This window comes from Burkholderia sp. Tr-20355, assembly GCF_017104685.1.
Lineage (GTDB): Bacteria > Pseudomonadota > Gammaproteobacteria > Burkholderiales > Burkholderiaceae > Burkholderia > Burkholderia seminalis.
In genome coordinates this window covers 13179-25730 of the sequence record NZ_JAAGPK010000005.1, presented here as the reverse complement: position 1 = coordinate 25730, position 12552 = coordinate 13179, and the positions used below count along the sequence as shown (strand labels likewise).

The 12552-nt window shown below is 67.7% G+C and carries 11 protein-coding genes; 8 read left to right on the top strand and 3 right to left on the bottom strand.

Annotation, left to right across the window (positions count from 1 at the left end; genetic code table 11):
- The first annotated feature begins 56 nt into the window (after nucleotides 1–56).
- Entirely contained in the window at nucleotides 57–1268 is a 1212-nt protein-coding gene (locus tag G3N62_RS02030; RefSeq protein WP_124668774.1) for an IscS subfamily cysteine desulfurase, read from the top strand.
- Nucleotides 1269–1308: 40 nt separating this feature from the next.
- Here the strand turns inward: G3N62_RS02030 and G3N62_RS02025 are convergent, their stop codons facing one another.
- Complete coding sequence (locus tag G3N62_RS02025; protein ID WP_034185598.1) at nucleotides 1309–1851, bottom strand: MarR family winged helix-turn-helix transcriptional regulator; 543 nt, start codon at nucleotides 1849–1851, stop codon at nucleotides 1309–1311.
- Nucleotides 1852–1980: 129 nt separating this feature from the next.
- Between G3N62_RS02025 and G3N62_RS02020 the strand changes: the two genes are divergently transcribed.
- Complete coding sequence (locus G3N62_RS02020; protein WP_059558579.1) at nucleotides 1981–2574, top strand: nuclear transport factor 2 family protein; 594 nt, start codon at nucleotides 1981–1983, stop codon at nucleotides 2572–2574.
- A 28-nt stretch (nucleotides 2575–2602) separates the two neighbouring features.
- On the opposite strand, the gene rtcR is transcribed toward G3N62_RS02020, so the two are convergent.
- Nucleotides 2603–4219 carry an RNA repair transcriptional activator RtcR gene (gene rtcR, locus G3N62_RS02015; protein WP_069704556.1) on the bottom strand — a complete coding sequence of 539 codons (1617 nt, stop codon included), beginning with the start codon at nucleotides 4217–4219 and terminating at the stop codon, nucleotides 2603–2605.
- A 665-nt stretch (nucleotides 4220–4884) separates the two neighbouring features.
- Between rtcR and G3N62_RS02010 the strand changes: the two genes are divergently transcribed.
- The 4 genes from G3N62_RS02010 (at nucleotide 4885) to G3N62_RS01995 (ending at nucleotide 9529) form a co-directional block, all read left to right on the top strand.
- Nucleotides 4885–6024: a slipin family protein gene (locus G3N62_RS02010; protein ID WP_034185957.1), complete on the top strand. Its 1140-nt coding sequence runs from the start codon at nucleotides 4885–4887 to the stop codon at nucleotides 6022–6024.
- A gap of 62 nt (nucleotides 6025–6086) precedes the next feature.
- A complete protein-coding gene (locus tag G3N62_RS02005; protein WP_069704604.1) occupies nucleotides 6087–7310 on the top strand; it encodes an RtcB family protein in 1224 nt (407 codons plus the stop codon).
- Nucleotides 7311–7365: 55 nt separating this feature from the next.
- Nucleotides 7366–8181 (top strand): nucleotidyltransferase domain-containing protein, encoded by an 816-nt coding sequence (locus tag G3N62_RS02000; protein WP_034185595.1) that lies wholly within the window; start codon nucleotides 7366–7368, stop codon nucleotides 8179–8181.
- Nucleotides 8182–8377: 196 nt separating this feature from the next.
- On the top strand, nucleotides 8378–9529 hold the full coding sequence (locus tag G3N62_RS01995; RefSeq protein ID WP_185733014.1) for a DUF1176 domain-containing protein: 1152 nt from the start codon (nucleotides 8378–8380) through the stop codon (nucleotides 9527–9529).
- Between the two features lie 9 nt (nucleotides 9530–9538).
- Here the strand turns inward: G3N62_RS01995 and G3N62_RS01990 are convergent, their stop codons facing one another.
- Nucleotides 9539–10207 carry an O-methyltransferase gene (locus G3N62_RS01990; RefSeq protein WP_124668772.1) on the bottom strand — a complete coding sequence of 223 codons (669 nt, stop codon included), beginning with the start codon at nucleotides 10205–10207 and terminating at the stop codon, nucleotides 9539–9541.
- Nucleotides 10208–10355: 148 nt separating this feature from the next.
- Here G3N62_RS01990 and G3N62_RS01985 point away from each other — a divergent pair, with 148 nt between their 5' ends.
- Both G3N62_RS01985 and G3N62_RS01980 read left to right on the top strand, forming a co-directional pair.
- The gene (locus G3N62_RS01985; protein WP_034185592.1) at nucleotides 10356–11651 is read left to right on the top strand and encodes an aminotransferase class I/II-fold pyridoxal phosphate-dependent enzyme; all 1296 of its coding nucleotides are present in this window, start codon (nucleotides 10356–10358) and stop codon (nucleotides 11649–11651) included.
- A gap of 163 nt (nucleotides 11652–11814) precedes the next feature.
- Nucleotides 11815–12540 carry a hypothetical protein gene (locus G3N62_RS01980; protein ID WP_034185591.1) on the top strand — a complete coding sequence of 242 codons (726 nt, stop codon included), beginning with the start codon at nucleotides 11815–11817 and terminating at the stop codon, nucleotides 12538–12540.
- Nucleotides 12541–12552 lie beyond the last annotated feature (12 nt).

Sequence of the window (12552 nt, the reverse complement as noted above, 5' to 3'; positions counted from 1 at the left end):
CCGTATCCCGCGGCTTTCGCGACCCGCGAGAGATCCCGCTTCCCGGAGCCCATTCGATGCCATCCCGCCCGATCTACATGGACTACAGCGCGACGACGCCCGTCGATCCGCGCGTGGTCGACAAAATGGTGCCGTTCCTGCACGAGCAGTTCGGCAACCCCGCTTCGCGCAGCCACAGCCATGGCTGGGACGCCGAGCAAGCGGTCGAGGAAGCGCGCGCGCACGTCGCCGCGCTGCTCGGCGCGGACCCGCGCGAAATCGTGTGGACATCGGGTGCCACCGAAGGCAACAACCTCGCGATCAAGGGCGCCGCGCACTTCTATCAAGGCACGGGCAAGCACCTCGTCACGGTGAAGACCGAACACAAGGCCGTGCTCGATACGTGCCGCGAACTCGAACGCCAGGGCTTCGACGTCACCTACCTCGACGTGGAGGAAAACGGTCTGCTCGATCTCGATGCGCTGCGGCGGGCGCTGCGCGCCGACACGATCCTGGTGTCGGTGATGCTCGCGAACAACGAAACGGGCGTGATCCAGCCGATCGCCGAGATCGGCGCGCTGTGCCGCGCCCGCGGCATCGTGTTCCACTGCGACGCCGTACAGGCGGCCGGCAAGATTCCGGTGGACGTGAATGCACTGAACGTCGACCTGCTGACGGTGACCGCGCACAAGGTGTACGGCCCGAAGGGAATCGGCGCGCTGTACGTGCGCCGCAAGCCGCGCGTGCGCATCGAAGCGCAGATGCACGGCGGCGGCCACGAGCGCGGGATGCGCTCGGGCACCCTGCCGACACACCAGATCGTCGGGATGGGCGAAGCGTTTCGGCTTGCGAAGGAAGAGATGGAGGAAGAAAGCCGCCGCGTCGGCGCGTTGCGCGACCGGCTGCTGGCCGGCCTGTCGACGCTCGACGAGGTTTACGTGAACGGCGACCTGGCGCGCCGGATTCCGCACAACCTGAACGTGAGCTTCAACTTCGTCGAGGGCGAATCGCTGATCATGGGGATCAAGGGCGTCGCGGTATCGTCAGGCTCCGCGTGCACGTCGGCGTCGCTGGAACCGTCTTACGTGCTGCGTGCGCTCGGCCGAAGCGACGAACTCGCGCACAGCTCGATCCGCTTCACGCTCGGCCGCTTCACGACCGAAGCCGAAGTGGACAGCGTGATCGCACAGGTGCGCGACACGGTCGACAAGCTGCGCGCGCTGAGCCCGCTATGGGACATGCATCTGGAAGGGGTCGACCTCGATACGATCGCGTGGGCCGCGCACTGAGCATGGCCGACGCGTCGCGTCGGCCCGCGGCCGGCGTGCGTCAGCTTTTTTCCTGGCGCGCGATCATGTGCGCGAGATCGAGCGTTGCGCGATCGCCGTTGGTGACGAGGCGGTCGATCACCGAGCACAGCACCTTGAACTCGGTCTTGGTCACGCCCTCGAACAGCACGTTGTTGATCCGCTGCTGGGTGGGCGCCAGCGCTTTCAGCAGCTTCGTGCCGGCCGGCGTGACCGTGACGCGCATCTTGCGCTTGTCGTCCGGGTCCGCCCGCTTGTCGATCAGGCCGAGCTTCTTGAGCTTGCCGGTTTCGATCGTCACGAACGCGCCGCTCAGGTGCAGGTGATCGGCCAGGCGGTTGACGGTCACGACGTCGTCGTGGGACAGGTGCGCGACCGACACGAGCAACGAGTACTGGATACCGGTCAGCCCGGCGATCGAGCCGAAACCGTCGCGTACCGACAGCAGGCGCGCCGCGAACGGCAGCAACCCGTTGATCAGGTGACGAAATTCCGTGTCCGTGCCGTCGATCAGGCAGGCCGGGTTGGTAATGGTCAGAACGGACTCCTCTTGCTGCTTGGCCATGACGTCGACGCTCCGTGCAGTCATGCGAATTTAGCTTTGAAACGAAATTATACGGTAAAGGCACATGCGCTCCCGGCCGGGTCCGGCGACCCGCATGCTGCCCGATTGTCCGGCACCGGAAACTCGATCATGTCCTTTCCGCTTCATCCCGCGACGGTCCGCGCGCTGCTCGAATGTTATCTGCGCGCGAAAGACCTGAACCGTCCGTCACTGATCGCCGACTGCTTCGCAGCCGATGCCGAGCTGAGCTTTTCGCTCGCCAGCGACGATATCGATTTTCCGCCGCGCGTGACGGGCGCGGCCGCCATCGCGCGCACGCTGGTCGAGGAATTCGGCGAGCGGTTCGAGCGGTGCCGGACCTGTTACGTCTGCGCGGAGCCGGACGTCGACGCGCATGGCGTCGCCAACATGCCGTGGCTCGTCGTGATGCGGCAGAAGGACACCGGCGCGCTGCGGATCGGGCATGGCACGTACCGCTGGCAGTTCGCGGGCGACGACACCCGAGACGACGCGGCCCGGATCGCCGCGCTGCACATCCACATCGCGCGAATGGACACGATCGACGATCCGCGGTCGTCGAAGCTCGACGGGCTGCATGCGGCGTTCGGGTATCCATGGCTGCCGGCGCATGCGTTCGCGCGCGGGCTGGCGGATATCGCGGCGGCACACCCGGATTGGGGATTCCTGGCACCGTTTCACGACGCGGCGGCCGCGGCGGCCTGACCGATCGCGCCGGCCGCGCCGCCGCGCGTCATGCCGCGTCAAGCGCCTGCCGCACCGCCTCCCAATCGAGCCCGAACCGCGCGAGATACTTGCGCAGCCGGTCCGCATCGTTCGGTTGCTTCTTGCTCTGCCGCGACACCGCGAACAACGTGCGCCCCGCTTCCGACAGGCTCGCCGACGCGCGGCACACGTCGAGCACGCGTTCGAGCTGCGCACGGTCGAACAGGTCGAGATCCGCGGCGCGCGCACCGAACACCGCGTCGACGCACGGGTCGGCCGCGCCCGCGTCGCGCGGCGACGACCAGGTGCGCGTCAACCGCTCGACTTCCTGCTCGGCGAGTGCCTCGGTAATCCGCCCCGCATCGGCCAGCGTCGCCATCCGCGTGACCGAGGCCGACAGTTCGCGGAAGTTGCCGGCCCACACCGCGCGCGGCGACGCCGCGAACGCGAGATAGCGCCGCTTCGCCTCCACGTTGAATCGCACCTGCTCGCCCTGCTCGCGGCCGAAACGGTCGAGTTCGAATTCGAGGTTCGGCTCGATGTCCTCGCGGCGCTCGGCCAGCCCCGGCAATTCGTACGTCCACAGATTGATCCGCGCATAGAGATCCTCGCGAAACGTGCCGGCCGCCACCATCTGCCGCAGGTCGCGATGCGTACCCGCGATCAACTCGAAATCGCTGCTCGCCTCGACGTCCGCGCCGACCGGCAGGAAGCGCTTCTCCTCGATCGCCTTCAGCAGCATCGCCTGCTCGTCGAGCCCGAGTTCGCCGATTTCGTCGAGGAACAGCAGCCCGCCGTCGGCCGCGCGCAGCAGCCCCGCCCGTGCCGACTGCGCGCCCGTGAACGCGCCCTTCACGTGACCGAACAGCGTCGACATCGCCGCGTCGCCGCGCAGCGTCGCGCAGTTGATCTCGATGAACGCCCCCGCGAGCCGATGGCGGCCGCGCTTCAGCTCGTACACGCGCTTCGCGAGAAACGATTTGCCGGCGCCCGTCGGCCCGACCAGCAGCATCGGTGCGCGCGACCGCACGGCGACGCGCTCCAGTTGCTCGATCAGCGCATTGAAGCGCGCGTTGCGCGTTGCGATGCCGGCCTTCAGGAACGACACCGTTTCGTCGCGCTCGCGCGTGAAGCGCTGCGCGATGCGGTTGTAGCGCGACAGGTCGAGGTCGATCACCGATATCGTGCCCGGCCCGCTCGGCCCTTCGTCGGTCCGCTGCGGCGGCCCCGTCTGCACGAGGCGCGCGGGCAGGTAGCGCGCCTCCGCCAGCAGGAACCAGCAGATCTGCGCGACGTGCGTGCCGGTCGTGATGTGGATCAGGTAGTCCTCATGCTCGAGGTCGAACGGATACGCGCGTGCGTAGTCGTGCAGCGTCGCGTAGACCTCCTCGAAATCCCACGGATCGTGGATCGTGACCGGCACGAGCCGCACGTCGGTATGCGGAGACAGGCGCGCGAGATCGTCCCGCACCTGGTGGGCGAGACGCGTGTAGCCCGGCGCATGCAGCAGTTCGAGCCGGTCGATCGGCAGGTCGGGCTGCTCGCACAGCGAAATCGTCGGCCGCCATTTGCGGTAACGGCGCGGCGCGCGGCCGCCCTGGTCCAGCACGGTGCCGAGAAAACCGATCGCGACGGTCTTGCGCATTTTTTATCTCATGGGATAAGAAGCGATCCGATTGTATCGGATTTCCATGATGAATCCGCACGCCCGGCATCACCGAAAATCGGTTAATGAAATAAATTCCCATTTGTTTTCAACCACTTGAAAAATTATTCGAGCATCAAGGCAGCCACTGGCACGCTCCTCGCTAAATAGAAGACGCCGGATGTCCCGCTGGCCCGCGAGCCAGGGTTCACACGCCCTGCTGGTGCGCCGCCGCCGAACCTCGTTCGTCGCGGCAGCGCATGCCGCCATGGACAGATGAAGGCAAAGGGGCGCGCGCCAGGATGCCTCGTCCGGGTTCGAATCCCGGAGCGCCCGTCGTTCGGAAGCTCAGTCAGGTGGAGCAGCCGGCGAAAGCCGGCCGGTGGCGGGTTCGAATCCCGCTCGAACCCTGTCCGCAAGGACAGTCTCGTGATGAAAGCAGTACCCGCCGGTGCGGGCCGACAGGCCCGCCGCGCGTCGGACCGGTTGCGGTTCCGCGCGATCGGCCGGGCAGCCGCACGGCCCGCGCGAATGCGCACGACGACGCGATGCAGGATGCGTCACCGTGTGCGTCGGCGCCGGCCAGCGCGCCGTCCGCCCGGTTGCGTCGCACCGCGATCCGCACGATGCGCGATCCGGCGGTCGTTGAAAAAAAGGACAAAAATATGTGGAAGCGTCATGTAGTGAAAAAGAACGAACGCGCGCTGCTGATGAGCGAAGGCGATTTCGTGAAGGTGCTGGAACCGGGCGTGTTCAAGGCCTTCGATCCGTTCAAGCGTCTGTCGGTGCAGACCGCGCGTCTCGACGCGCCGCTCGCCGACACCGCGCTGGCCGACTATCTGCGCCACGACGCGCCCGACGTGCTCGCGCGATACTTCGTCGCGATGGATCTCGCCGACGACGAAGCGGGCCTGCGCTATGAAGACGACGTGCTCGTCGAGATCCTGGCACCGGGCACGCGCCGGCTGTACTGGCGCGGCCTGGCCGCGCATCGTCTCGAACGCGTCGATCTCACGCAGGACAGCATGCTGCCGGCCGCGCTCGTCAAGCGCATCGCGCAACCGGCGCTGCGGGCGCGCGGCGTGGCGGGCCTGACGGGCGTGCTGGTGGCGCAGGTGCCGGCGTACCACGTCGGCGTGCTGAAGATCGACGGCAAGATCGAGCGGTTGCTGGACGCGGGTACGTCGGCGTTCTGGCGCTTCAACCGCGACGTCGCGGTCGAACTCGTCGATCTGCGCCTGCAGGCGATCGAAGTCGGCGGGCAGGAAATCCTGACGCGCGACAAGGTTGCGCTGCGGCTGAACCTGTCGGCGACGTGGTGTTACGCGGACGTGCTGCATGCGTTCGGCCAGCTGCAAAAACCGGTCGAGCACTTGTATCGCGAGCTGCAGTTCGCGCTGCGCTCGGCGGTCGGCACACGCTCGCTCGACGAGCTGCTGGAGGACAAGCAGTCGATCGACGCGGTCGTGATCGCGCAGGTGCGCGCCCGTCTCGGCGATTCGGGCGTGGACGTGCGCAGCGTCGGCGTGAAGGACATCGTGCTGCCGGGCGACATGAAGACGATCCTCGCGCAGGTAGTCGAAGCGGAGAAATCCGCCCAGGCGAACGTGATTCGCCGCCGCGAGGAAACGGCGGCCACGCGTTCGCTGCTGAACACCGCGAAGGTGATGGAGGAAAACCCGACCGCGCTGCGGCTCAAGGAGCTGGAAACGCTCGAGCGCGTCGCGGAACGGATCGACCGCATCTCGGTGTTCGGCGGTCTCGACCAGGTGCTGAACGGACTCGTCAGCATCAAGGGCACGTAATGCAGGACACGGCGCGGCACGCGTGTGTCGCGCCGGACAATCGAATGAATCAGGTGAAGCAAATGAGCAACATGGACTATCAGGTGATGGAACTGGCCAACGGCAAGCCGGTGAAGATGTGGACGCAAGGCGTCGCCGTCGAGGACGAAGCGCGCGCGCAGTTGCGCAACACCGCGCAGATGCCGTTCGTCTTCCGCCACATCGCGGTGATGCCGGACGTCCACCTCGGCAAGGGGTCGACGATCGGCAGCGTGATTCCGACGAAGGGCGCGATCATCCCGGCCGCGGTCGGCGTCGACATCGGCTGCGGGATGATGGCCGCGCGCACGACGCTGACGGCGTCGGATCTGCCGGATTCGCTCGCGGGGCTGCGCGGCGCGATCGAACGCGCGGTACCGCACGGCCGCGCGCCCGGGCGCCGCGATCCCGGCGCGTGGGGCGATCGCACGCCGGCCGCCGTGACCGACTCGTGGAAGTCGCTGCAGCCGGGCTTCCAGCGGATCGTCGACAAGTATCCGAAGCTGGAAAAGACGAACCACTACGCGCATCTCGGCACGCTCGGCACCGGCAATCACTTCATCGAAGTGTGCGTCGACGAAGCGGACCACGTGTGGTTCATGCTGCACAGCGGCTCGCGCGGCGTCGGCAATGCGATCGGCAGCCTGTTCATCGAACTCGCGCAGGCCGACATGCGCCAGCACATCGCGAACCTGCCGGACCGCAACCTCGCGTACTTCACCGAAGGCAGCCGGCACTTCGACGATTACGTCGAGGCCGTCGGCTGGGCGCAGGACTACGCGCGGCGCAACCGGCAGGCGATGATGGACGCGGTGATCGCGGCAGCACGCGGCGTGATCGCGAAGCCGTTCGCGCTCGACGAACACGCGGTGAACTGTCACCACAACTACGTGCAGCGCGAACGCCACTTCGGCGAAGACGTGCTCGTGACGCGCAAGGGGGCGGTGTCCGCGCAGAAGGGGCAACTGGGGATCATCCCGGGCTCGATGGGCGCGAAAAGCTTCATCGTGCGCGGGCTCGGCAACCCGGAAAGCTTCTGCTCGTGTAGCCACGGCGCGGGCCGGACGATGAGCCGCACCGAAGCGAAGCGCCGCTTCACGGCCGACGACCAGGTCAAGGCCACCCAGGGCGTCGAATGCCGGAAGGACGCGGGCGTCGTCGACGAAATCCCGATGGCCTACAAGGACATCGACGCGGTGATGGCGGCCCAGCGCAGCCTCGTCGAAGTGGTGCACACGCTGCGCCAGGTGGTGTGCGTGAAAGGATAGCGCGGTGCGCGGCCGATGGCCGGCGGCCGCGCGCAACGAAACGGAAACGACAATCATGAAAACGGAAAAAAACCTGACGCCCGTGCGCAGCGCGCACCCGGTTGCCCCGGCCGTGCGGGCGCGCGTGATGGCGGAACTCGCGGAAGTCGAGCGTCGCCACGATGTGAGCGTCCTGTTCGCGTGCGAATCGGGCAGCCGCGGCTGGGGGTTCGCGTCGCCGGACAGCGACTACGACGTTCGCTTCGTGTATGTGCACCGGCGCGACTGGTACCTGAGCGTCGAAGCGCGACGCGACGTGATCGAACGGCCGCTCGACGACGAACTCGACGTGAGCGGCTGGGAGCTGCGCAAGGCATTGCAACTGCTGCGCCGCTCGAATCCCACGCTGCTCGAATGGCTCGACTCGCCGGTCGTGTATCGCGAAGACGCGCGCTGGGCGCCGCGACTGCGGTCGCTGGCGGCGGCGTTCTTCTCTCCGGTGCGCGGACGCCACCACTACCTTGCGATGGCGAAGAAGAACTTTCGCGGCTATCTGCAAGGCGACACGGTGCGTTACAAGAAGTACCTGTACGTACTGCGGCCGCTGCTCGCGGTGCGCTGGATCGACATGGGGCTCGGCATGCCGCCGATGCGCTTCGCGGATCTCGTCGAAGGCACCGTGCACGAGCCGGCGGTGCGCGCGGAGCTCGATGCATTGCTCGCACTGAAGATGCGCGCGAACGAAAGCGAGTACGGGCCGCGCCGCCCCGCGATCCACGCGCTCGTCGAGTCGATGCTCGCTGATGCGGAACACGATCGCGCATACAAGCGGCCGTGGGGCGACGTGGCGACGCTCGATACGTTCCTGCGCGACGTGGTCGACAGCCGATGACAAACGAACGGCGCGGTGCCGGCGGGCATCGCGCCGTTTGTCCATCCGCCTGACGCGTCGCCGCGTCAAGCGCCGCCCGTTGCAGCGGTATACTGGATGCCGTTCGCGCCACTGCACTCGACCTGCACCGCTTGCTGACGATGCGCTTGCAGTCCGGCATCTTCCGCCCGCCCTTTCCCAGTCGATACGAACCGTCATGTCGCACCGTTTTCCGCTTGCCCTCGCCGTGCTCCTCGCCGTTTCCCCGATCGTCACGCAGGCTCGTCCGCTCGCGCGGCCGCCGGTCGAGCGTGACTTCAAGAGCTGGTCGGTCGTCTGCGACAACGGCAATCGCTGCATCGCGGAGAGTCACGCCGACGATACCGACGATGCACGCCCCAGCCTGATCCTGCGCGTGACGCGCGATGCCGGCCCCGATGCGCAACCGTCGCTCGACCTCTACGCGTCGGCACCGCTGGACTTGCGTACCGCACGCGTCGACGGCCGCCCGTTCGATGCGGTGCCGGCCCAATGGCATGCCTTCGGCGACCCGAACGACGACCAGGCACACCCGTTCCGGATCCGCACGAACGATCCGGCAACGGTCGCCGCGTGGCTGTCTGCATCGCGCAATGCACAGGCGCTGAGCTTCGGCGATCCGGCTTCCGCGCACACCGCACGCACGCCGTTGTCGGGGTTGAATGCCGCGCTGCTGCTGATCGACGATACGCAGGGCCGCGTCGGCACCGTCACCGCGCTGCTGCGCCCGGGCACCCGGCCCGCGTCGTCGGTCCCGCTCGCGCCGGCGCTCCCGCCCGCCGTCACGCCGGCGCCGCCGCCCGTCGCGAACCTGTCGGCCGCCGAACAGCGCCCGCTCGTCGACGCGGTGCTCGCGAAATTCGGCGCCGACGTGAAGCAGTGCGCGGCCGATGTCGAAGACGAAATGTCGGCGAGCGATCGCAGGAAGGCGTCGACCGCCGTCGCGATCTCGGCCGACGAGGCGCTCGTCGCGATCCCGTGCCAGACCAGCAGCATGTATAACCACACCGACCTGTGGTATCGCATTCGCCGCACCGCACCGTACACGCCGACGGCCATGAACTTCGGCGAGAACGCGAATGCGGGGCTCGATTCGGCGTCTTTCCCGAACGAACTGACCGACGCCGGCTACGATCCGGCCAGCGCGATGCTGTCGAGCAAGGTCCGGTTGCGCAGTGCCGGCGATTGCGGGTCGACCGCGTCGTGGATCTTCGACGGCCGGCGCTTCCAGCTCGCCGACATCGCGACGCATGGCACCTGCAACGGCCTGTTCCAGGACCAGTGGCCGCGCCTGTATCGGCGCGCCGACGCGACCGCAAGCGCGCACTGACGCATCCGGTCACGCGCCGACGATCGAGATCGAGAAGCCGTCCCAGCCCTTCTGCCCGACCGTCTGCACGGCCGTCGTCGTGAGCGCCGGCTCGGCCACGAGGCGCGCGAACCCGTCGCGCACGCCGATCACGTCGGGCTCGCGATTGTCCGGATCGGCCACGCGCCCGCCCCGCACCACGTTGTCGACGACGATCACCGTGCCGGGCCGCGACAGCTTCAGCACCGCGTCGAGATAGACCGCGTTGTTGTCCTTGTCCGCATCGATGAAGACGAAATCGAACGGCGCCTCGCCGGCGTCGACGAGCCGCGCGAGGCTGTCCTTCGCGTTGCCGACCACCACCGACACGACCGACGCGAACCCGGCGCGCGCGATGTTCTGCGTCGCGACCTTCGCATGCGCGGGGTTCAGTTCGAGCGTCACGAGCGTGCCGCCGGGCGGCAACGCGCGCGCGAGCCAGATCGTGCTGTAGCCGCCGAGCGTACCGACTTCGAGAATCCGCCGCGCGCCGCGGATCGTCGCCAGCAACTGCAGCAGCTTGCCCTGGTTCGGCGCGACGTTGATCGCCGGCAGCCCAGCCGCGTCGCTCGCCGCCAGCGCGGCGTCGAGCGCGTCGTCCGACGGCACGAGCGTCGCGGAGAAATACGCATCCACCTGGTTCCACCGATCCTGATCCATCGCGCACCTTTCGTCTGCGGAGAAAGCATTCTATGCGCGACGCTCGCATAAGCAACCCACCATTCGTTCTAAGAACCGCAGCGCACGTGCTCCTATAATCGCCGGACGGCAGGCCCCCTCGACCTTCACAACAACAAGCGGAGCACCCATGACCGATCAGACCAAGCCGAACTGGCGCCTCGAAACGATCGCCGTGCACGGCGGTTATCGCCCCGACCCGACCACGCGCGCGGTCGCCGTCCCGATCTACCAGACCGTTGCGTACGCATTCGACGACACGCAGCACGGTGCCGACCTGTTCGACCTGAAGGTCCAGGGCAACATCTACACGCGCATCATGAACCCGACGACGGACGTGCTCGAGCAGCGGATCGCCGCGCTCGAGGGCGGCATCGGCGCGCTGGCGCTTGCATCGGGGCAGTCCGCCGTCACGTACGCGATCCAGACGATCGCGGAAGCCGGCGACAACATCGTGTCCGCGAGTTCGCTGTACGGCGGCACCTACAACCTGTTCGCACATACGCTGCCGCAATACGGGATCACCACGCGCTTCGCCGACCCGCGCGACCCCGCGTCGTTCGAACCGCTGATCGACGCGCGCACGAAGGCGATCTTCGCGGAATCGGTCGGCAACCCGCTCGGCAACGTCACCGACATCGCCGCGCTCGCGGACGTCGCGCATCGGCACGGCATTCCGCTGATCGTCGACAACACGGTGCCGTCGCCGTACCTGCTGCGCCCGTTCGAGCACGGCGCGGACATCGTCGTGCACTCGCTGACGAAGTATCTCGGCGGGCACGGCACGAGCCTCGGCGGCGCGATCGTGGATGCGGGCAAGTTTCCGTGGGCCGAACACGCCGACCGCTTCAAGCGGCTGAACGAGCCGGACGTCAGCTACCACGGCGTCGTCTATACGGAAGCGTTCGGGCCGGCCGCGTACATCGGCCGCGCGCGCGTCGTGCCGCTGCGCAACATGGGCGCGGCGATCTCGCCGTTCAACGCGTTCCAGATCCTGCAGGGCATCGAGACGCTGGCGCTGCGCATCGAGCGGATCAGCGACAACGCGCTGAAGATCGCGCGGCATCTCGCGCGCCACGAACACGTCGAATGGGTGAACTATGCGGGCCTGCCCGATCACCCCGACCACGCACTCGTCGCCCGCTACCTGTCGGGCCGCGCGCCGGGCATCCTGACGTTCGGCGTGAAGGGCGGCCGCGACGGCGGCGCGAAGTTCCAGGACGCGCTGAAGCTGTTCACGCGACTCGTCAACATCGGCGACACGAAGTCGCTCGCGACGCACCCGGCCTCGACGACGCACCGGCAACTGTCGCCCGCCGAACTCGCGAAGGCCGGCGTGAAGGAAGAAACGGTGCGACTGTCGATCGGTATCGAGCATATCGACGACCTGCTCGCCGACCTCGACCAGGCGCTCGCGCAGCTTTGACGCGAACGGGCGTGCCGGCTGGCCGGTGCGCCCTGGATCAAGCCGCTTGACTCTGAAGCGGCTTCAAGGTGTTCAATCCCCGGTTGATGCCGCGGCACAGCCCGGCACGTACGATCCGTGCAATGCCGCTCCCGCGCGGCACGCCGACCGACCGAGAGGCCCCATGACACCGACCGCGAAGCTTGCGCTGCTCACCTTACCGCCCGTGCTGGCGGCCTGTTTCGGCGCGCTTGCGGCCGCATGGCGGGCGCCCGGCCCGAAAACGTCGAGCGTCATCCAGCATTTCACCGGCGGCATCGTGTTCGCGGCCGCGGCGCTCGAACTGCTGCCGCAGGACCGCGCGCATGCGCTGTTTCCGGTCGTCGTCGGGTTCGTGCTCGGCCTCGCGCTGATGCTCGCGATCCGCGCGCTGTCGGGCACGATCGAGGCACGCTTCGAGGACGCGCGGCTGCCCGTGAGCCTGATCATCGTTACCGCGATCGACCTCGTCGTCGACGGCCTCGTGCTCGGCATCGCGTTCTCCGCCAGCGACGAAAGCGGCATCATCCTGACCGTCGCGCTGACGCTCGAAGTGTTGTTCCTCGCGCTGTCGGTCAGCGCGGCGCTTGCCGCGGCAGGCATCGGCCGGACGCTGTCGATCGTCGTGCCGGTCGGGCTGGCCGCACTGCTGAGCCTCTCGGCCGTGGCCGGCAATGCGGCATTCGCCGGCCTGCCGGCGAACATCTACGCGGCCCTGCTGGGGCTCGGCACCGTCGCGCTGCTGTACCTCGTGACCGAGGAACTGCTCGTCGAAGCGCACGAGGTGCCCGAAACGCCGTTCGCGACGGCCGCGTTCTTCATCGGCTTCATCGTGTTCTTCCTGATCGAAGGGTCGGTCAAGGCGGGATAAGCCGCACGCGGC